This window comes from Pseudomonas sp. GM49 (genome assembly GCF_000282355.1).
Lineage (GTDB): Bacteria > Pseudomonadota > Gammaproteobacteria > Pseudomonadales > Pseudomonadaceae > Aquipseudomonas.
The window spans coordinates 11,800-34,604 of record NZ_AKJL01000023.1; the positions used below are offsets into that span (position 1 = coordinate 11,800).

Here is a 22,805-nt window from a genome sequence, read left to right on the forward strand (position 1 = left end):
AGAGAAGACCGCTTTCCCATGCCTATTTCATCTCAACGTTCTTTCCTGCGACTGCTGCTGGCGGGCCTGCTGGCTTGCCTGCTGCCATCACTGGCCAGCGCCGACGAAACCAAGCGCCTGCGCATCGGCATCACCCTGCACCCTTATTACAGCTATGTGGCGAACATCGTTGGCGACAAGGCTGACGTAGTGCCGCTGATTCCGGCCGGTTTCAATCCGCATGCCTATGAACCCCGCGCCGAAGACATCAAGCGCATCAGCGGGCTGGACGTGATCGTGCTCAACGGCGTCGGCCATGATGATTTCGCCGACCGCATGATCGCCGCCAGCGAAACCCCAAATGTCCCGGTGATCGAAGCCAACGAAAACGTGCCGCTGCTGGCCGCCACCGGTGTTGCCGCGCGCGGTGCGGGCAAAGTGGTGAACCCGCACACCTTCCTGTCGATCAGCGCCTCGATTGCCCAGGTCAACAACATCGCTCGCGAGCTGGGCAAGTTCGACCCGGCCAACGCCAAAACCTATACCGAAAACGCCCGCGCCTATGGCAAGCGCCTGCGCAAAATGCGCGCCGACGCCCTGGCCAAACTGACCCAGGCACCGAATGCCGGACTGCGAGTGGCGACGGTGCATGCGGCCTACGACTACCTCCTGCGCGAATTCGGCCTGGAGGTGACGGCCGTGGTCGAACCGACCCATGGCATCGAACCGAGCCCGAGCCAGTTGAAAAAGACCATCGACCAACTGCGTGAGCTGGACGTGAAGGTGATCTTCTCGGAGATGGATTTCCCGTCCACTTACGTCGACACCATCCAGCGCGAATCCGGCGTGAAGCTGTATCCGCTGTCGCACATCTCCTACGGCGAATACGCCGCCGACAAGTACGAAAAGGAAATGACCGGCAACCTCGACACCGTGGTGCGGGCGATTCAGGAGCCGGGCGCATGACATCGAAAGAAACGCTCACCACCCCAAGCGCCGAGTACCCTGTCGCACCGCCGCTCCCACAGGTTTCGGGGCCGACCCTGGATTTTGCCGGGGTCAGCCTGACGCTCGGGCGCACGACGATCCTCGACAACGTGACCTTTCAGGTCAGCCCCGGCAGCGTGCACGCACTGGTCGGCCCCAACGGCGGCGGCAAGAGTTCGCTGATCAAGACCCTGCTCGGGCAAATGCCGCATCAGGGCCGCTTGAGCCTGCAATGGTCGGCCGAACCGGGGACCATTGGCTATGTGCCACAGGCGCTGGAGTTCGACCGGGGCTTGCCGATGACCGTCGACGATTTCATGGCTGCCATGTGCCAGCGTCGCCCGGCTTTTCTCGGTTTGAGCAAACACTACGCGGCGGCGATTGGCGAGGCACTGGAACGGGTCGGCATGCAGGACAAACGCAAGCGACGCATGGGCGCGCTGTCCGGCGGTGAGCGCCAACGGGTGTTGCTGGCACAGGGACTGATCCCGCCTCCGCAACTGCTGGTGCTCGACGAACCGATGTCAGCCCTCGATGAGGCCGGCATTCAGGTGTTCGAGCGCTTGCTCGGCGACTGGCGAGCAGCGGGCATCACCGTGCTGTGGATCGAGCACGACCTGGAAGCGGTCGGGCGCCTGGCCGATCACGTCACTGGGCTCAATCGCCGGGTGCTGTTTGACACCACGCCGCAACAGGCGCTGACACCAGGGCGTCTGTTGACGCTGTTCTCGACCCACCCACGGAGCCTTGCCTGATGAGTTACGAAGCTTTTCGCCTGATGGTCCAGGGTTGGGCATCGTCGGGTTATCTGCCCGAGGCGCTGGCCTATGGGTTTGTGGTCAACGCCCTGCTCGCCGGCCTGCTGATCGGCCCAGTGCTGGGTGGTCTGGGCACGCTGGTGGTGGTCAAGCGCTTCGCGTTTTTTTCCGAGGCGGTCGGTCATGCTGCGCTGACCGGCGTGGCCATCGGCATCCTGCTCGGCGAACCCTATACCGGCCCCTACGGCAGCCTGTTCGGCTACTGCCTGCTGTTCGGCATCCTGCTCAATTACCTGCGCAACCGCACCGGTCTGGCGCCGGACACCTTGATCGGCGTGTTCCTCTCGGTGTCCCTGGCGCTGGGGGCGAGCCTGCTGCTGATTCTGGCGGGCAAGATCAACGTGCACATTCTGGAAAACGTACTGTTCGGCTCGGTGCTGACGGTCAACGGCAATGACCTGTTGGTGCTGGCCATCGTCGGTTCGCTGGTCATGGCCCTGGCCTTGCCGCTGTACAACCGCATCATGCTCGCCAGTTTCAATCCGCAACTGGCGGCGGTGCGCGGGGTGGCGGTGAAAGCCCTGGATTACCTGTTCGTGATTCTGGTGACGCTGATCACCGTCGCCGCCGTGAAGGTCATCGGTGCGATTCTGGTGGGTGCCCTGCTGGTGATTCCGGCCGCCGCGGCACGCCTGCTCAGTCAATCGCTGAAGGGCTTTTTCTGGTGTTCGGTGTTGATCGCCACCGTCAGCACGCTATGCGGGATTCTCGCACCGATTGTCTTCGACCTGCCGATCCCGTCCGGCGCCGCCATCATCCTCGTGGCCGGTATCGCCTTCGCCCTGGCCGCCATCGCGCGCGGCGTTGTCCCCAGCCTGAAAGGGAACCTTGGATAAATGATTTTTTCACTGCGTCAACTGACCCTGGCCGTTGCCCTGTGTGGACTGGCGACAACGAGCATTGCCGCCGACAACGGCAAACCGCTACGTGTGCTGGCCTCCTTGCCGATTACGTATGGGCTGGGCGAAGTGTTGCTCAAGGGCACCAATATCAGCCTCGAACGTGCAGCCCCGGCCAACCTGCCCGGCAGCCGCCAGACCGCCTACTTCACTGGCCGTGGCGCCCCGGCGCTGGCCAGACTGGCGGACGATGCCGATGCGGTGATCGGCCTGCGCTCACTGTGGCCGGATGACCCGCTGTACCCGATCGCGCGCCGCAGCAATATCCGTATCATCGAAGTCGACGCCGCCCGCCCGGTGGACGGCGCCCTGCCCGGTATTGCCGTGCAACCCGGCAACAAGGTCGACGGGCTGAACAGTCAGCCGTGGTTTTCCAGCAATAACATGGGGCGGATGGCCGACGTGATGGCGGCGGATCTGGTGCGCCTGGCCCCCGAGGCCAAGCCGACAATCGACGCCAACCTGGCAGCACTCAAGCAGCGCTTGCTCAAACTCAGCGCCGCCAGCGAGGCGCGCCTGGCCAACGCGGATAACCTCAGTGTGATGAGCCTGAGCGATCACTTTGGCTACCTGATCGGCAGTCTCAATCTGGAGTTGATCGGCCAGGACGCACGCCCCGAGGCCGAGTGGACACCCGAAGCACTCAAGCAGTTGGCCACGACACTCAAGGACAATGACGTGGCGGTGGTGCTGCATCATCGGCAGCCGTCGGATGCACTGAAAGCGGTGATTGCCGAGTCGGGTAGCCGGTGGGTGGTGTTGAGTACCGATGCCGAGGATCCGGTGGCTGAACTGGAAGGGAATGTGGACTTGCTGATCAAGGGGCTTGGCGGGGCGTGACCTCAGTTGGGCCGCGTTATCGTTCTTCGCGAGCAAGCCCGCTCCCACATTTGGAATGCGGTCACCTGTGGGAGCGAGCTTGCTCGCGATGGACTCAAGAACACCGCGTGCATTCAGAAAGCACGCGTTATCGTTATTGACCATCGCGAGCAAGCTCGCTCCTACAGGGGGGTGGTGTTTTTCAGGCCGGCTGCAGCGGCATCGTCAGCTCGACCCGCAAGCCGTCCGGCCGGCTATCGAAATGCAACGTGCAACCGCAACGCTGAACGATGGCCTGGACAATCGCCAGGCCCAGACCACAACCGGTGCTCTGGCCGTTGCGCCAGAAGCGCTGGGTCAGGTGTTGCAGATCTTCTTCGGCAATCCCCGGCCCATGGTCGCGCACCACGAACTGCACACGATTGCCGGTGGTTTCCAGGCTCAACTCCACCGCTTTGTCGGCGGGGGTATGACGCAGAGCGTTGTCGAGCAAGTTGCGCAGCGCGGCAATCGACAGCACGGCGGGCATTTGTAGCGGTGCAGCGGAGACCTTGCCCGGGGCCTGAAACCTGATGCGCTGACGATCGCCGCTCGCCGCGTCCTGGATCGCCAGTTTCGCCACTTGTTCGGCGTTGCATTGCACACCGTCGTCGAACGACAGACTGCCCTCGACGCGCGCCAGCAACAACAATTGTTCGAGGGTCCGGTGCATGCGGTCCGCCCCCTCTTCGGCCCGGGCCAGGGACTGGTCCCGGGCGTTGCCGTCGGTCATCCGTGCCACCTGCAAGTGGGTCTTGATCGCGGTCAGCGGGCTGCGCAGTTCGTGAGCCGCGTCTCCGGTCAGGCGACGTTCGCGCTCGATGGTCTTGCCGATGCGCTGGAGCAACTGGTTCTGGGTTTCCAGCAACGGTTGCAGCTCGCTGGGCAGCGGTTGGATCTGCAAGGGCTCGAGGGAGTCGGCACTGCGGCGCATCAAGGCGTCGCGCATGCGGTTGAGCGGCGCCAGCCCCTGGCCGATACCCAGCCAGAGCAGGCACAGGCAACCGAGCAACGCCACGCCCACCGGCACCGAAGCAGCCAGCAGGATCGACATGTTCAACGCCTCACGCTCGATCTGCCGGTCGGCGGTGGTGATGCGCAGATCGCCCCGGGCCAATGTGAAGCTGCGCCACGGCGCGCCGTCGATCATCTGATCGTGAAAGCCGAGTTTCTCGGCCTCCAGGGTCTGCTGCGGCTCGGTGTGACTGCGGGCGAGGATTTCACCGCGCAACGAGCTGACCTGACACGCCATGCCGCCCGGAATGTTCAATTGTTCGGCGCTGAAGTGGGTGCCCTCGCCTTTGCTCGGCACGGGCGGCAGTTGCTCCATCAGGCCGGCGACCATGCGCGCCGACGCCACCAGGCGCTGGTCGAGGGAAAACATCATTTGATTGCGCAAATCGCTGAGCATCCAGGCCGCGGCCAGGGCCCAGATCAGTGCAAAGGCGGCGCCGAGCGTCAGGCTCAGGCGCAAACGCAGACTCATCACTTCGATTCTTCTCCGCCATCAGCCGGCCCCAGGCGATAACCCAGGCCGCGCACCGTCTCGACAATGCCGTTGCCGAGTTTGCGCCGCAGGTGATGGATATGGACGTTGAGGGCGTTGCTTTCCAGCTCGTCGTTGAAACCGTAGACGCTGTCCTTGAGCTGCTCGGTGGACAGCACCCGGCCACGGTTATGCAACAAGGCTTGCAGCAACGACTGCTCGCGACGCGAGAGGTCCACCGGCTGGCCAGCGAGTGTGGTTTCGCGGCTACTCGGGTCGTAGGTCAGGGCGCCGTGTTCGATCAGGTTGATGCTGCGGCCCGCTACCCGTCGCAACAGCGTATGCAAGCGTGCAGCGAGTTCGCGCAGGTCGAATGGTTTGAGCAGATAGTCGTCGGCACCGGCTTGCAAGCCATCGACGCGGTCGGTGACCGAATCACGCGCGGTGAGAATCAAAACCGGCAATTCCAGGCCTTGATGGCGTAATTGCTGCAACAGCTTGAGGCCGTCTTCGTCCGGCAGCCCGAGGTCGAGCACCATGACATCAAACTCCGCCACCCTGAGCATTGCCCGGGCGGCGGACGCCGTAGCGACGTGTTCCACGGTCAGGCCCTGGGCGGTCAGGCCGGCGACGATGCCGCTGGCGATCAGCTCATCGTCTTCGCAAACCAGTACGTGCATGGTGAAACCTTCGCAAATATGACGATTGAATACACCGTCGATTAACCCCGGATTATGTCTGCGACCCGGAGGGTAATGATGGTGCACCCGGATTGATTGAATGCAATACATATGTACCGCATCCATCCCCCCCCATCTCAATAGTCTGTGTCGGGTAGCACTCAAATTCAATTCAAAACCGGTACCCACTATGTACACCCACGAATCTGCGCTCAAGACACTTTTCAATCTGCGTGACAGTCTGGTCATGCAAACCACGCAAATAACCGAACTGCAAACACAAGCCACGACGAAGGGGTTGGCATTGTACAACCTGGGTGAATTCACCCAGTCGCAACCCTATCTGACTATCGGTGCGACGGTTGGCAATCGGGATGCGCAATACGCCTTGGGCGAAGTCTTCAGGCGTCGGGCAAACGGCCTGACCGATGACGCCAAAAAGTGGTATGGACTGGCTGCGGCACAAAAACACGTGTATGCCCTGATGCGGCTGGGCGACGCGGACTCACTGAAAAAGGCCAGGGAGCTGGCTCAGGCAGAGGCGGATAAAGGCAATGCCGACGCCATGCTTGAGCTGTACGAACTGGACCAGAACATTGCAACGCTGAAAAAAGCGGCCGATGCCGGATCGATGGAGGCCCAGTACATTCTCGCGATCAAGTATGACGCTGACAAAAATCTCATTACCGATAGCATCGAACGGGAAGCGGCCATTGACGCATTGCTGAAAAAAGCCGCCGAGGGCGGTCTTTCGAGGGCGATAACCTGGTACGCCAATCGTCCCCCATCAATCGGAATCTGCCTGTCAGGCGTCAATGGCTGGAAAAACGTATACAGTTCAATGATGTCCATGCGTTGCTGAACTATGGCCGTGCCGTCGGGGGCTTTTACACAGACAATAACGGGAATGATGAGTATGGTTTCACGGAAGATCTGGTCAAAAGTTACGGTTTGTTCTGGCTGATCACCGAAACCACCCGGGAGTTGTCCGTGCGTACCCAGGCCGCGCAGGACCTCCAGACCATTGCAAAAGACATGACAGCCGTTCAGATCGACGAGGCGAAAGTCTTTGCCCGGCAATGGGAGGCTGATCATCCGCCAATGTCCGAGTACAGGCTGACCTATAGCTCGGTCAGGTGATCGGGCCAGGTCAACGACACCTCATTGCATCTGTCACAGCAAACACTCGACTCCACTGCGTTAACACCCGGTTAATCGATGGCCATCATCGTGAACGGATTATGTAAACCTCCAGGTGTTGTCGATGCGTTACTTCGTTTTTTTGCTGCTGGCATTGATTGCCAGCCTGGGTCAGGCCCAGGCTGGCAACAATCCATTTGAAACCAAACCCGACTTTCTTCCAGTCGACAAGGCCTTCACCTTTACTTCCGAACGCCTGGAATCCGGTGAAACCCAGCTCTATTGGCAAATTACCGATGGCTATTACCTGTATCAAAAACGCTTGAAGTTCGACGGATTGCCTGTCGCGCAGCACCCCGCATTGCCCCTAGGCGAAGATCACAGCGATGAGTTCTTCGGTCAGCAACAAGTCTATCGCCAGGCCCTGGAACTGAAGATTCCAGCCGGGGCCGGTGGCCAGGTGAAAGTCAGTTACCAAGGTTGCGCCGATGCGGGTTTGTGTTATCCACCGCAAACCAGAATCGTCGATCTGGGCGATGTCCGTGTGACGAACACGGCCACTGAAGCACCGGACCAGGCGCTGGCCAGCAGCCTGCAACAACGGGCGTTGGGCTGGAGCCTTTTGCTGTTCTTCGGCCTGGGCCTGTTGCTGGCCTTCACGCCTTGTTCATTGCCGATGCTGCCGATTCTGGCCGGATTGATCGTCGGCAGTGGTGCCACGCCCAAGCGTGGTTTCGCCCTGGCCAGCAGTTACGTGGTCAGCATGGCGCTGGTCTATGCGGCGATGGGTGTCCTGGCTGCATCCCTCGGGGCGAACCTGCAAGCCTGGTTGCAGAACCCTTGGCTGCTGGGGAGTTTCGCGGCGATTTTCGTGCTGCTGGCACTGCCGATGTTCGGCTACTTCGAACTGCAACTGCCGGTAGCCGTGCGCGATCGCCTGGAAAACGTCTCGCGCAATCAACGCGGCGGCAGTCTGATCGGTGCCGGGGTGCTGGGGGCGCTGTCCGGTCTTCTGGTCGGCCCGTGCATGACCGCACCGCTGGCCGGCGCCCTGCTCTACATCGCGCAAAGCGGTAACGCGCTGCATGGCGGATTGATTCTGTTCACCATGGGCATCGGCATCGGTGTGCCGCTGCTGTTGCTGGTGACCGTCGGCAATCGCTTCATGCCCAAGCCTGGCGCCTGGATGAATCTGGTCAAGGGCATTTTCGGCTTCCTGTTCCTCGCCACCGCATTGTTGATGCTGCGCCCGGTGCTGGACGAATCCCTGTGGGTCGGCTTGTGCGGTGCACTGCTGTTGATCGCGGCCTACAGCGCCTGGAAACAGTCGGAAGGTTTCGGCCGCGTCGCGCACCTGTTTGGCGCCAGTTCGTTGTTGTTCGGTTTGTGGGGTGGCCTGTTGGTGATCGGGGCGGCCGGTGGCAGTGATGATCCGTTCAATCCATTGCAGGTCTACCGCGCCTCGAACCAGGCTGTAGCCGCCGTACCGGTTGGCCACGATGCCTTTACCACCATCAAGGATCCGCAGGCACTGCAACGGGAACTCGACGCCGCGCAGGCTCAGGGCCAGTGGGTGCTGCTGGACTACTACGCCGACTGGTGCGTGTCATGCAAGGTCATGGAAAAGCAGGTGTTCGGCAAAGCCCGTGTCCTGGAAGCCCTGAGCGATGTGCGCTTGCTCCGACTGGACGTGACCGCCGACAATGCCGCCAGCCGCGAACTGCTCGGCCGTTACAAAGTGCCAGGGCCACCGAGCCTGCTGTGGGTTGGCGCTGACGGTGAAGAGCGTCGCAGTCAGCGCATCATCGGCGAGGTCGATGCCGATACTTTCCTGCAACGCTGGACCACCACCCGAGACGCCCGTTAATGCTGACCTTCACCCTCGGCACCTTTGCCATCGCGCTCAATCACCTGCTGTTGATCAGTGCACTGGCGCTGGCCACTTTTGTTGGCTGGCGGGTGGCCAAGCGAGGAGGAGATAACCCCGAATCGGTACTGTTCAGCCTGTTTCTGATGGGCATGCTCGCGGCCCGGATCAGCTTCGTGGCGGTCTATTGGGCGCACTATCGCAACGATCCGTGGCAGGTTATCGACCTGCGCGATGGCGGTTTCCTTGCCTGGCCGGGGGTGATTGTCGTTTTGCTCGCCGCGCTGCATCGCGCCTGGCGTCGTCCGGGTTTGCGCCGGCCATTGGGCTTTGGCGTGGCCAGTGGCCTGGCGTTCTGGTTGTTGGCGACGTTCTCCCTGTCGATTTATGAACAAGGCACACGCCTGCCGGAAATCAGCCTGAAAAACGCCGCCGGAGAAGTCGTGCAACTGGCCGACTACAAAGGGGGCCCGTTGGTGATCAATCTCTGGGCCACCTGGTGCCCGCCATGTCGTCGGGAAATGCCGGTGCTGGAAAACGCCCAGCAACACCGGCCGGACCTGACGTTCCTGTTCGTCAATCAGGCGGAAAGCATGCAAAGCGTCGCGACCTTTCTGGAAACCCAGGGCCTGAGCCTGACCAACGTGCTGTTCGACGGCGGCGGGCGTCTGAGCCAGGCCGTCGGTTCCATGGCATTGCCGACTACGCTGTTCTATAGCCCCGAAGGTCGCCTGCTGGGCAGTCATCTGGGCGAGCTGTCGGAAGCCAGTCTGGCCCGCGCACTGGAAAACTTCGACACCGTACCCGTCACCTCTTCAAGGAAACTGCCATGCCCCGCCTCCGCCACCTGCTGACCCTGAGCCTCGGTGCTGCCCTGTTGCACCTGCCGTCGGTACAGGCCGAAGAGCTGCCCGATGCCATCAAGAAAATCGAGGCCAAGGGCGCGAAAATCGTCGGTCAGTTCGACGCCCCCGACGGCTTGCGCGGTTATGCCGCGCAATACCAGAGCCGCGGCATGGCGCTGTACCTGACTCCGGATGGCAAACACGTGTTGCTGGGCAACCTGTATGACGCCGAAGGCAATGACCTGAGCAGCGCGCCATTGCAGAAACTGGTGTACGCACCGATGGCCAAGGAAGTCTGGGCCAAGTTCGAAACCAGCAACTGGATCGGCGACGGCAAAAAGGATGCGCCGCGCGTGGTGTACCTGTTCAGTGACCCGAACTGCCCGTACTGCAATATGTTCTGGGAACAGGCCCGGCCGTGGGTCAAGGCGGGCAAGGTGCAGTTGCGCCACATCATGGTGGGCATCATCCGCGAAGACAGCCCGGGGAAATCCGCCGCACTGCTCGCGGCCAAAGACCCGGAAAAAGCCCTGCAGGATCACGAAGCCGCTGGCAAGGACAGCTCGCTCAAGGCCTTGAAGGAAGTGCCGCCAGCGATTCAGGCAAAATTCGCGGCCAACATGCAATTGATGGAAGAGCTAGAGCTGCAGGCGACACCGGCGATTTTCTACATGGACGACAAGGGTAATCTGCAACAACAGCAAGGCGCGCCTTCGCCGGACAAGCTGGCGAAGATTCTCGGGCCGAAGTAGGTTTTCGCTTTAAAAGGTCGCGACTGTAATGACGTCATCGCGAGCGAGCTCGCTCCTACAGGGATAGGCGATTACCTGTGGGAGCGAGCTCGCTCGCGATGGCGTCGGTAGATTCGACTAAGCTCTATCGGTCAGAAATGCCAGCAGGGTTTCAGTCACAAACTCAGGATTTTCCAGACTGGAAATATCGTAACCAGCACCCACGGGCAGCCAATCAACTCAGCCAATTCACGGGCTTCCTCCGGCGGACGCGGGATATCCTGGTCGCCGCATGTTACCAGCTTGCTGGCACCGTCGAGCTCACCCAGTCGGGCCATGAAATCCTCGCGGCCAAAGGTAATGCGCCCCATCGGCACGATGCTTTCACGCAGGCGATCGGAGGGCAATGGCGCCCGCCTCTTCGATCTGCTGCAATAGCGAGAGGTAGTATTGACGGGGCGGTTCCGGCTCGACACCGAGGCAGGTGTCCATCATCACCAGCCCGTTGATACGCTGCGGCACCCACATGGCCTGGTCCCACAGGAAACTGCCGGCCAGCAGCACCGCCGGGCCGGCGCCTTGGGGAACATGACTCATGAACGCTGACTACCTCTTCACTTCCACAGGTGTTTTCTTTTCGTCCTCGATCAGGTTGTAGCGATAGACTCGACCCGCTTGTTTGTCGAACGCGAAATCCTGACCTGGAATCAAGTGGACTTTTTTGGTCGGCTTGCAATCATCTTCGTTCTTCGCCGAACAATCCTTGAAGGAATCGATGACAACTACGCTATTGCCATTGTTTTTCACTTGATAACCATTAGCCGTGTTATCGATTCTGGTATCAAAACGGGTATTGGCCGGGCGAACAAAAAACACCATGCCATAACCGGCCATTACGTTAAAACCGGCAGACATTTCTTTTCCATAAGTCTCACGCTCAGTGTCCGAGACGGCAAATTTGTCTTCTTTTTCGGGAACGACGGGTAAAAAACGAACCCGAAAATACCGTTCTTTACTTCGATCGCCGGTATACAGCAGGCGAGTACCCTGAGTCCCTTTGGCCGGTACGATAAGCCTCGCCGGGCTGGCGACCAGACCGTCCCGGGTACTGCCATCGACACTCTTCAAGGGCACTTCGCGGGATTTTCCATTTTTCTGATAAAAAATCTCCTTGATCTCGATCTTGACGAACGCCGTTGAAGTACCACCGTTATGAATACGTTTCAGAAAGGAACTTTGATTGTCCTTCATAAAGTCATAGAAGGTACCAATTTGCAGGCTGGGGCCGGCATGCGCACACAGACTGAAAAAAAATGTGCACAACAACATATAAATGGATTTCATGAGATAAAGCCTCGTACTGGGACAACAGCCTGAGTAAGCCTCAGGCTTTGCTACTGCGATTAGATATCGGAATCAAAAGTTATATTAACGGTTCCTCGATAACTGCTATCGTCATGCATTGTTGCAACTGAATCTGGCGGCACTTCAAAATGCAGCAGGCTGGGTTGTCGTGTGGGCAATCCTATAGGCTTCAGATGCTCCAGGCCGGCACCGCCTATCGTCAGCGGGCGCCGTACTACCGGTTGGCCTGCATCGTCCACCCAAGGACTTGGCAGGCTGACACTGATATCGACAGGTACATCGTGGGTACCGTTGCTTATCAGACAGGTTCCAACTCCCAATTGACTGCAGCTGAGATCCATTTTAAACGGCGAAGAAGTCAAGATGAAAAACCGCAAGTCACCCAATATTTTCTCGGGTCGTCTTCCATGAGTGATCCACTCCATCCAGCCGCCCTTGGGTGCCAGGGCAACACTGTCGGCGGACATTTTGACGTTGACGTCCTGCTTTACCGCCAGGTTCAAATTGAATGTCATTGCACCATCATTGGGGGTCAAGACACCCATATCGAAATCGCCGCTGGTGGAGTAGGTATACGACCCTTGATAGTTACCACTTATCAATTGTTCCGGTCGAACAGCCCGCAACTCATAATGTACATCGAGCCTTTGCATGGTCATGCCGGGAATGTCGAAATCCGGACTCCTTTGGCAAGTAGTGACGTTCTCAGGTATCAACCAGAACGCGGTGAACTCTACTCCATTACCATAAGCACCCTGGGAAGTTTGGTTTACTGTTTGGCAAGGAGCAGTTGCCTCAGCCCACGAGGGATTCCAGAGATAGGCGTGATAGTCAAACGGAGGCCGCCCCGCCGGCATACCGGTTATCTGTTGTGCTGTAGTACCCAAGCGATAACGGGTTCCCGCTCCGGCAATGCGAATTTGAATCTCCGCCGTTTCGCCAGGAATACTCGAATGTGAGACAGTAAATGTGCGCCATGTTGCCGGAAAAGCAAAGGGGATCACCTGATCCTTGGGAATGAGCCCTGACCGGCTAAATTCAATAGGAAAGCTGTTACTTCGAATTCCCTTACTGCTGCAATTACTCGGAAATTCCGTGCAGTACCCGGTGACAGGTGTGTTGTTGACAATCTCCGCGCTTCCCGGATTAATCGGATCCGGCCTGATCTCGGCTTGTACTTCCAATACAGCGGCATTGGCTAAACTTGCAAACCCGCAAAGTGCCGATCCCAGCACCAGACGGTTGATTAACTTGTTCATTTGACTGTCCTGTGTACGCCATGTTCTGACTGCTGTTGTATAAGTGCCCATCAACTGGCTTTCTCAGACTTATAAGCAGCTTCGGCCAAGGTGTCCGGATGACACCGCAGATCCCCTACCATCAGCACATCATTCTCTCGACGCTGGGAGGCTGGATCGAGCCTGAACTGGCATAACAACTGACTGTCGTGCCGCACTTCGAGTGTAGGAGAATTCTCGCTAAGTTCCATGGAAAAGAACCCATCAACTTCGCTGACACCACGACTGGCGTGGTTGATAACGTGATGGCCTTTCAACGGTTTTCCACCCGCATCCACCAGGCGCCCCATCACGGTCACGGTCTTCAGAATGCGCACCTGGCGATAATCCACCCCTCCCTTGTTCAAGTGATAGGTGGTGCGCGCAGGCTGGATTGCCGCCGCGGGAACATCGGTGCCCTTGAAATCAAAATTCACCGTGCCGTTCTTGTACGCCGAAACGGGAATGAAATTGCGCCCCGGCCGCAATGTGGCGTGGGTACCGGCGAAGTCGTCGGCCCGCAGCTCGATATCATCGAGATCAGTCTCGACATCGACGATCATTCCCGCCTCTCCGGTCGAGGCCTGGCTACTCAATACGAGTTTTTTACCACTGACCGCCAAAGTACTGTCCAGATTCAAACCGCCGCTGATCTGACCGTTATAGGAGGAACGTTGCGCATGCATCGAACCGCTGACCTGGTCAGTTTTGAAATCAGCCGTGCCCGCCTGACCTGTCCCGAACACGTCTTTACTGACGGTTGCAGAAACACTTTGCAGGACGTGATCCTTGAGGTCGCGACGATAGGTGACGGACGCGTTGGGATCCCGTCCACCGTCACGCGACGTACGTTGACCGACGCTACCGGTCACCTGGTGACCGTCGGAACCCAGTGCCATGCGCAGGCTGATATCGACCCCTCGGTTTCGCTGGTCGGCAGTGCCAACCGTGCCTGGTCGATCGAACACCGCCACGCGCCAGTCGGCGCTGCTGCCGAACAACTGTGCGTTGCGGGTCCAGCTCAGGTCGATGCCCACGCCTTCGGAATAACCCTGACTTTGGGAGACTTGCGCACTGACCGAGCTCTTGCTGTTCAAGCGTTGATTCACTGACAGCGATGTATTGCTGGTTTGTCCGTTGTAGGTGTTGCGTTGACGGATGTGTGTCCCGTCCGGCAGCACTTCGTAAGTATTACGGGTGTCCAGCCAGCTGCGTTGATGGCGCAACACCACACTGCCGCCGTTGTAGCGATGCACACCTTGCACCTCCATCCCCGTGCCTTCTCCCTTGGTCTGGGAAAGGCTGGTGTAAACGGAAGTTTTCTCGCCCACCGTCAAGTCGGCAGAGGTGCCCAACTGCATCTGTTCCTTGACCTGACGGGCGGAAAGCCCCAGGACAACTCGCGGGTGCAGCAAGAAGTTAAAGGCTGCGCCTGCCGTCAGTTCACCGTCATCGCGCTCCTGCCAATTGCTGAGCAGTTTGCTCTCGCGACCGGCGAACAGGTTGTAGCGCCAGCGATTTTCCGGGTTGCGCCAGTTAGTGGGCTTGTAAATAAGCTCCGAAGTGGTGGTAATCACTTGACCGTCTTCGACCACACGTACTTCCACTTCGTAGATTCCGCCAGGCAGCGGACGTGTATCGAGCGTCTGCAGACCGCTCGCCACCTGCTGACTGTTGATCAGCACGCCGTTGCGATAGATTTCCACCATCGCTTGTCGGTTGGCGGTCACCGTTATGGGATAGAGACTAGGGTTGGCGTTATCGATCGCCAGGCTGTCGGAACTGCCGTACATGAGTCCCATTACCGTGTCGGGACCTCGCCCGATGGTGCGTACAGATCGAGTCAGACCTTGGGCACTGGGCGTGAAATACCCGGCACGGATGAAGGTGCCCTCCAGTTCCCGTTGGGTATGCAACTCATGGACAGCATGCTTGATGCCCGTGTCTATCCCTGACATGCGCGACAGTTGAGCATTGAACGTGTTCGTCCAGTTGCCCAGGCTCGCGGATGCCTCCAGGCCATAACGGCCGGCGACATTCTGCTGCTGACCGCCGCTGATGTTCAGTTGATTGTGCACAATCATACCGTGGCTGCCGCCTTCAGGCTGGTCATGGAACAGTCGGGTTTGCGGATCGCGCTCGGCGTTCGCCGTCACCAACGACACCATCGAGTCTTCCAGACTGTAGTGAACCGACTGCAATTGCCGAGGGCAGCCACTTTTACAGGCACCCAACGCCGCGCCTTGCGTAAGGAAAGCGGCCCACTCATCACGCTCGCTCGTAGTAAGGTCACTGTTGCGTGTATCCGTAAAGTTGATCAGCGTCACGCGCTCATCACGGGTCAACAGGATCATGGCTTCGCCCAGGAACTGTCGATCGACTTCGACTCGAACAGCCAATGGAACATCAAAAAAGAATTCATGAAACTCTGCAGGCAAACCTTCAGCCTGCTGGAGCAAACTTACGGACTTGTTCGCAGGCTTGCTTTCACTGGCAAGCGCACCTGCGCAAATAATTAGCGCAAGCGCTCCTGCGATAGGAGTCATCGAAAACATTGATCAACATCTCAAGTTAGCGCTTGCATATGCAAGAAAGAATGCGACCGGCTGCGCCGGCCACATAAAGGACATACTGTTATTTGGAACTTATCCAACAACCATCAAGGCGCGTCGAACATCACACGAACGTTTCCGGTGTAGTTACCTTCCTTGTAACCGGCGCCAGGTTCGATTGGCGTAATGCTCAGGGGAGCGATGATTTCAGTGGTTGCACCGCCAGCGGGAACAACATCTACTTCGCTGCCCAGAGTCAACGCAACGCTATTGAACTTGACTTCCAACTGAATTTCTTCTGTGCCAGCGGTCATGACTGCTGGGTCCAGCAGAGTTGCCTTGATGGCAGGACCAGCGGCAACGGCGCTTTTCGCCTTGAAGTCACGGCTGATGCCTTCCAGCTTGGAAGTTGTAGCATTCCAGAGCAATTGTTGAGGCATGGCTACAGTATCGTGGTTGACTGGCTGCACATAGAAGTCGGTGCTCGGGATATCAGCGACGACTTGAACGGTGTGAGTTTGTGGAGCAGCCATGGCAGCCGAGGAAACAAAAGCCAAAGCAAGCACCGGGGCAGAGATTGCAATTTTCTTGAACATTGGATTTACCTCTAAACATCTGATTAATAGTGCGTGCTTCGGCCAAGCGACAAAAGTCAGGCACCGGGTTATTGATCAACATCACTAAATATGATGTTGCGTTTCAACGGCGCGCATCTTCTCGTTTTCTGTAGTACCGGTATGCCAGAACTATCCGAACATTCTGTAGGATAAATCCCTGCGACTTAAACACCTTCGCGCGCGAATGATGAAAGAGGCCCGAGTGCCGCTGGCCCGTTGCGCAAGTGTTGTCAGGGAGTGTTTTGAAACTCTTCAGGGATGTCGGGAAGCGTTCAGCGAGGAGGCGGGGCGGTAGATCCCGGGGGGGAGGAGGCTGAAAGAGGTCCTTTATGTGAAAGTCAACCGGACGTGCTTACCGGTGCACAAAAAAATCCCGATGCACAGGCATCGGGACTTTTTCATGCACGCATGGTCAGCGACACAGGGAACGACTATTTCCTCTGAGGAGGAATACCCAGTACCGGATACTGAATGACCACCCTGTTCGACTTATTACCGGTTTCATCGGAGGCCGTCACTCCAATTTCATATTGTTTCCCCGATTGCAATCCGGTAAAAGTAAACTCCGGCTCCGTTGTAGTTCCCAATTGATTATCGACTCCCAGATCAACTGTATAAGTAACCCTCAGGGAACTGTCGTACGATGGGGTCCACTTCGCTTTCAACTGAACATCTTCGACACGCAAATTCGAAGGGTCTGTGGGTGGGGTAATGTCCTTGAAGCTGACGATTACACAGTGAGGCTCAGAACGATGAAACTCATCATCAATGGTACGTATGCAGTAAAGATGGTCCCTTCCCTGCTGAGGATTTGTATCTGTATAGGGAGGACGTGAAGGTGTCTCGATCAAATCCCCGTCTCTTTCTATTTCATAACGAAGCGGACCACCATCTACCACTCCTTCATTCCAATAGAAAGACACTTCTGTAAGCGTTTGACCAAATGCTTCGAAAAAACTTGGTGCTTCCGGAATCCCTCTAACTGCCGTACGTGTGTTGATCAAGGCCAGCTTAGTACTCTTCCCATCAGCATTTCTTCCACTAATAAAATAAGAATAGGCGGTATCTGACTTAAGCGATTCGATAGTAAATGTTGTATCGCCCCCTTGATAAATCACTCCCCCAGGATGTCCGCTTGCAGTAGCAAGAAAATATTCCACTACACCTGGGCGACGCTCCCACGACAGTTTTATAGTATTTCTTGTCACATGTTCAACTTTCCAGGTAAGAGGTGACCCATCGAAATTTGGCTTATTGAGAACTGGCTGATTCAAAACTGGCTGATTCATTTACCATCTCCAAAAGAAAAATTTTATAACTACAGTGCTTTTTTCATAAAAACACTCCGCACCTGCATTAACCCATAAAAAAGCCACCCACACACTAGCAGAACTGCTAGTACACTATAGAAATCACTTCCAACTCGCGAAAAGCTTCCACTTTTCAAAAACTTAACACCTAGCTTCCCATTCGCCTCAACAAACCCAATCGCTGCAACACGCATACACTCCCGAACAACAAAAAAAACACCATTAACTTAGCAAGCATACATTTGGCCCCTTAACCTACACTCGCAACCAGCCTGCGAAAAAAGCCCACCGACCTGTTATTTCTTACAGGTTCCAACGACGCTGAATCGCGCTATAAAAGAGTCCTGGAGTTACCCACCGCCCTCCAAGGCGCCCCTACCCCGGGAGACCAGCCATGCACACTGCGAGCCCAATCCAGTTCCAGCCTAAAACGCTACCCGCCAAGCCCCACAGCTATGCGGATACACCTCATATCCCCCCGAACCTCTCTGCCAAAGAGCAAGAAATCCTGAAATGGTGTGCCATTGGCAAATCGTCCTGGGAGATCGGACGGATCCTCAATTGCTCTGAGGCGGGAGTGAATTATCACTTCTGCAATATTCGTCGAAAATTCGGCGTCAGCTCGCGTTGGCTGGCGCTGATCAAAGCGCTGGAAATGGGAATGATCCATTTGGAGGGAGAGACAGAACTTCATCCAACGGTTGCGCAGCTAACCCGGTTAGCGTCGAAAAGTTTGTAGCGCACCAAATTTGCAGCAACCCATCGCGCAGTCCGGCGCTGGTCAGCAGCAAGCGCGGTTCGGCATCGCTGATGATCGACAACAGGCGTTCCTGGTGATGACGTCGCGTCGACTCCGGCGGGTAGGCCGGCACTGCGATCACCCCGGCGTACAGGCAAAAGAAGAACGCCGCGACGCAATCCGGGCCGCTGGGGAACAGCAACACGACGCGGTCGCCAACATCCGCTTGAGCCTGCAATGCGCCGGCAATCGTTCGCGCCCTCTGATCCGGTTCGCGATAGCTGAGCACCACCACTTGCTCCGGGGGCTCGGCGAGAAAACGCGGGGCCACCCGATCCGGCGTCAGGGCCGCGCGGCGCTGAAGGGCCTGGACCATTGTACTGGGGAGTTCGAACGCGTCGGTCATGAGGTTTCCTGCCTGGTTTCGGCTGTAGGAGCGAGCTTGCTCGCGAAAAAAAGGAGAGCGCCGCGGAGTGTCAGGCGCCCATCGCCATCGTTGACGACCATCGCGAGCTCGCTCCTACGGGGTTATGAGAATTGCGCTGTTCCATTCACCAATGAGAACTGATGACGTCTTGAATTAATTAGTCGCCAGGCCGGAACACAAAGCGGATTGAAGTGAGTCAGCGTGTCGCAGTTCTCACTTGGCATCGCTACAGCACACTAGCACCTTTCTCATTTGACAATAATTATCATTAAGCCTAGTTTGTCGCTCGATGTATAGGACGGCCCCCCGGTTTCTTCGCCGTCCCGCTAACCTTTTGGCAGCAGGGTGATTTCCATGATGGAACCAGTATCCACAAGCAGGTGCGATACACCGCTACTTCAGGTATTCGTCAACAATCGATTGTTTCTGGTGAACTTCATGATTCGTGATGCGCTGGTGCACTGCCGCAAGGTGTCGGGCAAGCGGGGCGATGCGGCTGCTCGTCGTTAATATCTGAAAAATCATTGCCCCTATCGCGAGCAAGCTCGCTCCCACAGGGTCCTGCGAACACAGGGCAAATGTGGGAGCGAGCCTGCTCGCGATGGGGCACTGAATATCGCCAAAGATCTAAAGCCTCAGGCCAGTCTGCTGCGATCAAAAATCCGCTCCCGCCCCAACACCATCAAGGCCGCATGCTTGTGCGGGAAGTCGAACTCTTTCTCGCAGTGAAAGCACTGGCTCTGCATGTACCCGATCATCTTCACGTTATCGGCACGAGGCTCGGCCACCACGCGCTGCGTGCGCGGATCATCAAGAAACAGGTAATGCACCAGCGCCGATAACCAGCTCGCCACCTTGTGCAGACCGCGGTGATTTTCTTCGCCCACCAGCATGTGGATGCCGCGGTCGTAATCCCCGGCCTCGTAGAACGGTGCGGCGCGATCTTCCCTGCCCTTCAGGGCGACCGAAATGCTCCTCCAGTTGCACGTGCAATTCGGGGCCACGCATCAGCCGCAGGGTGAGCAACGGTTGCCCCTCCAGGCTGAGACTCAGGCGGCTTTGCGTTTCATCAGCGGCAAGACGACTGCCTGTCGGTAGATACAGGGCAGTCAGGTCATTCAGATTGGGCATGGGTCAGGCTCACGATAACCGTCGACAGTTCAACGAGGTGACGTGAGCCACGGCGGGAAATTTAGGAAAAGACCATCACTTGGCAACCTGTGGAGCCGGTTCGTTGTGCGGGATCGGCACAAGCGCAATCTTGTATGGTTCGAAAATCTTCAGCATCTGGCCGTTGTCCCGCAAGCCTTGCAACAACTTGCCGAAGGCCTCGCCGCTGATGGGCGCGGTCGGACGCAGAATGGCGTAGTGGTGATAGACCTGATCGATACGATCGGACGCCAACAACTCCTTGGCGACATTCGGATTGCGCAAAAAATAGTCGTTCAGGTAAGAGCGCGTGACCAGGGCGATATCGGCGCGACCACGTAACACCATCAGCAGATTGCTGTCATGGGAATAGGTCAGCGTGGCGTTGTAGTTTTTCGCGAGGTACTCGGGCTCGGCATTGAAGTTGGCGAATTCGTAGTGATAGCCGCTGAACAGTGCCAGGCGCTTGCCGTTCAGGTCGGCAAAATAGCTTTGCTGTCGATCAGGCAGGCGTTGCGTGACAAAAATCTCGGCGTCCTCCAGGCCCATGTCGACGGCCGTGTGGGGGATGTCTTCCCAACCCCAGGCGGGATTTTCGAAGATGGCCATGTCGACCCGGCTTTGCTTGAAGTCACCGAAGCGCCGGGGAATGGAAGTGGGCACCAGGACAAACTGGTAGTCAGTTTGCGAGGCGTTCAGGGCCTCGACCAGTTGCGGCAGCAACCCGGTATCGGCCCCGGATTCCGGGCGCACGGTGTAGGGCGGAAAGTGCGCAGCTCCAATGCGCACCAGTTGCGCAGCCTGGGACGGCATCATCGTTGATGCCGCAAGCATCGCCAGCAAAAGCTGCGAGGCAGTCCGAATTGGCGAACCCATCAATACAATCCCACTCCCCAATAAAACGGCATCAATGCATTCAAGCTAGGCGGTTTCTTCCAATTAGCCAGTTTAATGCTGGCCAATACAACTTTATTGCCGCTCTTCCAGCACCAATATCAACGCCTCATCGGCCAACTGATCGAGGCTCATGCTGCCATCGGCGCGAAACCAGGTCGTGGTCCAGGACAATGCGCCGGTCAGGAACCGTCGGGTGATGAACACATCACCGCGGATAAACCCGGCGGTCTTGGCTTCCCCCAGTACTTGCAGCCAGATGTCTTCGTAGATGTCCCGCAGCGCCAGGACCTTGGCCTGGCCGTCTTCGGACAGCGAGCGCCATTCGTAGACCAGCACGGCCATGGCCTCGCCGCTGCCGCCCATGATCGACTGCAATTCACAGCGGATCAATGCCAGCACCCGCTCGCGCACATTGCCGGCCTCGGCGATGGCCGCACGCATCAACGCGGTGTTGTAGCGTATGGTTTCTTCCATCACGGCGCGCAGGATTTCGTCCTTGCTTTTGAAGTGATGGAAAATACTCCCCGACTGAATGCCCACGGCACCGGCCAGATCGCGCACGGTCGTGCGTTCATAGCCTTTATTGCGGAACAGGTGGGCCGCCACTTGCAGCAGCTTGCCACGGGCGCTATCCGGGTCGGTCAATTGGCCGTCGTCCACCAATTCGCGCATGACCCTCAGGGCTTTTTGCTCGTCCACCCGTTCTCTCCTACAGTCGATCAATCAGTAACGCCGATCCCCCCGAAAACAGCGGGGTTGCGCGGGCAATTTATGCTCATGGATGCAACCAAGCAAGCGCTTGGGCAGAAGATAATCAAGTCATTTACAAACCAAGCGCTTGCTTGGTAGTGTCGACACACTTCGGTTGGAGGTGGCTATGGAATGGACTGCGCCTAAAACAATTCGCATCGGTTGCGCCAGCGCCTTCTGGGGCGATACCTCGACCGCCGCCGCGCAACTGGTCAATCATGGGCACCTGGACTATCTGGTCTTTGACTACCTGGCCGAGATCACCCTGTCGATCATGGCCGGTGCGCGGATGAAAGATCCCCAGGCCGGCTATGCGGGCGACTTCATCGAAGTCCTTGCGCCCTTGCTGCCGCAACTCGCGGAGCAAAACATCCGGGTCATCAGCAATGCCGGCGGGGTCAATCCCCAAGCCTGCGCCGCAGCCCTGCAAACGGCCTGCGACAAGGCCGGGGTGGCGCTGAAGATCGCCGTGCTGCTGGGTGACGATCTGCAACCGCAATTCAAACAGCTGGGCAACCTGGGCATTCATGAAATGTTCAGCGGCGCGCCCCTGCCATCGATGTGTGTCTCGACCAATGCTTACCTCGGTGCACCCGGCATCGTCGAAGCCTTGCGTCTGGGGGCAGACATCGTGATCACCGGGCGCGTGGTCGACAGTGCCGTGGTCAGCGCCGCGCTAGTGCATGAGTTCGGCTGGTCGTGGCACGACTATGACAAGCTCGCCCAAGCGGCATTGGCCGGGCACATCATCGAATGCGGCGCCCAGTGCACGGGCGGCAACTTCACTGATTGGCGCGACGTCCCCGACTACGAACACATCGGTTTTCCCATCGTCGAAGTCAGCGCCGACAGCCAGTTCATCGTCAGCAAACCCGAAGGGACCGGCGGGCTGGTCACGCCGCTGACGGTGGGCGAGCAGATGTTGTACGAAATTGGTGACCCGCGCGCGTATCTGTTGCCCGACGTGGTATGCGATTTCACTCAGGTCAAACTGCTGCAACAAGGCAAGAACGCGGTGCAGGTGCACGGTGCCAAAGGTCTGCCACCGACGGCTCAATACAAGGTCAGCGCCACCTACCCCGATGGTTTTCGCTGCACCGCCAGTTGTCTGATTGCCGGCATCGATGCCGTCGACAAGGCGCGGCGAGTCAGCGATGCGATCATCAACAAGACCTCGGAAATGTTCCGCCAGCGCGGCTGGGCGCCATACAGCGACGTGAGTATCGAGTTGCTGGGCAGCGAGGCCACCTACGGCCCCCACGGCCAGCGTCAGGACAGCCGCGAAGTGGTGATCAAACTTGCCGTGCGCCATCCGGACAAGCAGGCCTTGATCGTGTTCTCCCGGGAAATCGCCCAGGCCGCCACCGGCATGGCGCCGGGGCTGACCGGGATTGTCGGTGGGCGGCCGACAGTGTATCCGCTGATCCGGCTG

Annotated in this window: 20 protein-coding genes and 4 pseudogenes; 12 read left to right on the forward strand and 12 right to left on the reverse strand. The window is 58.0% G+C overall.

Translation table 11 applies throughout. The features are described from left to right. The first annotated feature begins 18 nt into the window (after window positions 1-18). From PMI29_RS26910 to PMI29_RS26895, 4 genes are read left to right on the forward strand one after another with little or no spacing between them, the layout of a single operon-like run. Window positions 19-945 (forward strand): metal ABC transporter substrate-binding protein, encoded by a 927-nt coding sequence (locus PMI29_RS26910; protein ID WP_007993952.1) that lies wholly within the window; start codon window positions 19-21, stop codon window positions 943-945. After that, complete coding sequence (locus tag PMI29_RS26905) at window positions 942-1,721, forward strand: metal ABC transporter ATP-binding protein (RefSeq protein ID WP_007993953.1); 780 nt, start codon at window positions 942-944, stop codon at window positions 1,719-1,721. The genes PMI29_RS26910 and PMI29_RS26905 overlap by 4 nt, the downstream gene beginning before the upstream one ends. After that, on the forward strand, window positions 1,721-2,620 hold the full coding sequence (locus PMI29_RS26900; RefSeq protein WP_007993954.1) for a metal ABC transporter permease: 900 nt from the start codon (window positions 1,721-1,723) through the stop codon (window positions 2,618-2,620). Before PMI29_RS26905 ends, PMI29_RS26900 begins: the two co-directional genes overlap by 1 nt. Continuing rightward, a complete protein-coding gene (locus PMI29_RS26895) occupies window positions 2,621-3,523 on the forward strand; it encodes a metal ABC transporter substrate-binding protein (protein ID WP_007993955.1) in 903 nt (300 codons plus the stop codon). A 181-nt stretch (window positions 3,524-3,704) separates the two neighbouring features. Here PMI29_RS26895 and PMI29_RS26890 read toward each other — a convergent pair whose 3' ends face one another. Together PMI29_RS26890 and PMI29_RS26885 are read right to left on the reverse strand one after the other, a co-directional pair. Continuing rightward, complete coding sequence (locus tag PMI29_RS26890; RefSeq protein ID WP_007993956.1) at window positions 3,705-5,030, reverse strand: ATP-binding protein; 1,326 nt, start codon at window positions 5,028-5,030, stop codon at window positions 3,705-3,707. Continuing rightward, window positions 5,027-5,707: a response regulator gene (locus PMI29_RS26885; RefSeq protein ID WP_007993957.1), complete on the reverse strand. Its 681-nt coding sequence runs from the start codon at window positions 5,705-5,707 to the stop codon at window positions 5,027-5,029. Before PMI29_RS26885 ends, PMI29_RS26890 begins: the two co-directional genes overlap by 4 nt. A 247-nt stretch (window positions 5,708-5,954) precedes the next feature. Between PMI29_RS26885 and PMI29_RS32410 the strand changes: the two genes are divergently transcribed. From PMI29_RS32410 to dsbG, 5 genes are all read left to right on the forward strand, one after another. Next, on the forward strand, window positions 5,955-6,569 hold the full coding sequence (locus PMI29_RS32410) for a tetratricopeptide repeat protein (RefSeq protein ID WP_238541627.1): 615 nt from the start codon (window positions 5,955-5,957) through the stop codon (window positions 6,567-6,569). Then, window positions 6,563-6,847: a hypothetical protein gene (locus PMI29_RS32415; RefSeq protein WP_007993959.1), complete on the forward strand. Its 285-nt coding sequence runs from the start codon at window positions 6,563-6,565 to the stop codon at window positions 6,845-6,847. The genes PMI29_RS32410 and PMI29_RS32415 overlap by 7 nt, the downstream gene beginning before the upstream one ends. Window positions 6,848-6,971: 124 nt before the next feature. Beyond that, window positions 6,972-8,714 (forward strand): protein-disulfide reductase DsbD, encoded by a 1,743-nt coding sequence (gene dsbD, locus PMI29_RS26880; RefSeq protein WP_007993960.1) that lies wholly within the window; start codon window positions 6,972-6,974, stop codon window positions 8,712-8,714. Then, entirely contained in the window at window positions 8,714-9,568 is an 855-nt protein-coding gene (locus PMI29_RS26875) for a TlpA disulfide reductase family protein (RefSeq protein WP_007993961.1), read from the forward strand. The genes dsbD and PMI29_RS26875 overlap by 1 nt, the downstream gene beginning before the upstream one ends. Next, window positions 9,544-10,311 (forward strand): thiol:disulfide interchange protein DsbG, encoded by a 768-nt coding sequence (gene dsbG / locus PMI29_RS26870; protein ID WP_007993962.1) that lies wholly within the window; start codon window positions 9,544-9,546, stop codon window positions 10,309-10,311. Before PMI29_RS26875 ends, dsbG begins: the two co-directional genes overlap by 25 nt. Before the next feature lie 117 nt (window positions 10,312-10,428). On the opposite strand, the pseudogene PMI29_RS30760 reads toward dsbG, so the two are convergent. From PMI29_RS30760 to PMI29_RS30765, 6 genes and pseudogenes are all read right to left on the reverse strand, one after another. Continuing rightward, window positions 10,429-10,887 (reverse strand): annotated as a pseudogene (locus tag PMI29_RS30760) (alpha/beta fold hydrolase). A gap of 9 nt (window positions 10,888-10,896) precedes the next feature. Then, window positions 10,897-11,634 carry a hypothetical protein gene (locus PMI29_RS26865; protein WP_007993965.1) on the reverse strand — a complete coding sequence of 246 codons (738 nt, stop codon included), beginning with the start codon at window positions 11,632-11,634 and terminating at the stop codon, window positions 10,897-10,899. A 59-nt stretch (window positions 11,635-11,693) separates the two neighbouring features. Next, a complete protein-coding gene (locus PMI29_RS26860; RefSeq protein WP_007993967.1) occupies window positions 11,694-12,914 on the reverse strand; it encodes a hypothetical protein in 1,221 nt (406 codons plus the stop codon). A 50-nt stretch (window positions 12,915-12,964) separates the two neighbouring features. Next, window positions 12,965-15,487: a TcfC E-set like domain-containing protein gene (locus PMI29_RS26855; protein WP_007993968.1), complete on the reverse strand. Its 2,523-nt coding sequence runs from the start codon at window positions 15,485-15,487 to the stop codon at window positions 12,965-12,967. 104 nt (window positions 15,488-15,591) lie between these two features. Further along, complete coding sequence (locus tag PMI29_RS26850) at window positions 15,592-16,080, reverse strand: CS1 type fimbrial major subunit (RefSeq protein ID WP_007993970.1); 489 nt, start codon at window positions 16,078-16,080, stop codon at window positions 15,592-15,594. A 452-nt stretch (window positions 16,081-16,532) separates the two neighbouring features. Continuing rightward, entirely contained in the window at window positions 16,533-17,390 is an 858-nt protein-coding gene (locus PMI29_RS30765; RefSeq protein WP_007993971.1) for a fibronectin type III domain-containing protein, read from the reverse strand. A 415-nt stretch (window positions 17,391-17,805) separates the two neighbouring features. Here PMI29_RS30765 and PMI29_RS32805 point away from each other — a divergent pair, with 415 nt between their 5' ends. Then, window positions 17,806-18,150 (forward strand): helix-turn-helix transcriptional regulator, encoded by a 345-nt coding sequence (locus tag PMI29_RS32805; RefSeq protein WP_007993973.1) that lies wholly within the window; start codon window positions 17,806-17,808, stop codon window positions 18,148-18,150. Window positions 18,151-18,157: 7 nt separating this feature from the next. On the opposite strand, the pseudogene PMI29_RS26845 reads toward PMI29_RS32805, so the two are convergent. Then, window positions 18,158-18,556 (reverse strand): annotated as a pseudogene (locus tag PMI29_RS26845) (AMP-binding protein); the annotation flags it as partial. A gap of 447 nt (window positions 18,557-19,003) precedes the next feature. On the opposite strand from PMI29_RS26845, the pseudogene PMI29_RS32980 reads away from it, so the two are divergent. Beyond that, window positions 19,004-19,087: pseudogene (locus PMI29_RS32980) on the forward strand (RNA polymerase factor sigma-70); the annotation flags it as partial. Between the two features lie 125 nt (window positions 19,088-19,212). Here PMI29_RS32980 and PMI29_RS32985 read toward each other — a convergent pair. From PMI29_RS32985 to PMI29_RS26835, 3 genes and pseudogenes are all read right to left on the reverse strand, one after another. Further along, a pseudogene (locus tag PMI29_RS32985) lies at window positions 19,213-19,527 on the reverse strand (GNAT family N-acetyltransferase); the annotation flags it as partial. 256 nt (window positions 19,528-19,783) lie between these two features. Next, the gene (locus PMI29_RS26840; protein ID WP_007993978.1) at window positions 19,784-20,602 is read right to left on the reverse strand and encodes a substrate-binding periplasmic protein; all 819 of its coding nucleotides are present in this window, start codon (window positions 20,600-20,602) and stop codon (window positions 19,784-19,786) included. Between the two features lie 93 nt (window positions 20,603-20,695). Then, complete coding sequence (locus PMI29_RS26835) at window positions 20,696-21,322, reverse strand: TetR/AcrR family transcriptional regulator (RefSeq protein WP_007993980.1); 627 nt, start codon at window positions 21,320-21,322, stop codon at window positions 20,696-20,698. A 178-nt stretch (window positions 21,323-21,500) separates the two neighbouring features. Between PMI29_RS26835 and PMI29_RS26830 the strand changes: the two genes are divergently transcribed. Next, window positions 21,501-22,805 (forward strand): acyclic terpene utilization AtuA family protein (locus PMI29_RS26830; RefSeq protein WP_007993983.1); only part of this gene is annotated, 1,305 nt, incomplete at its 3' end.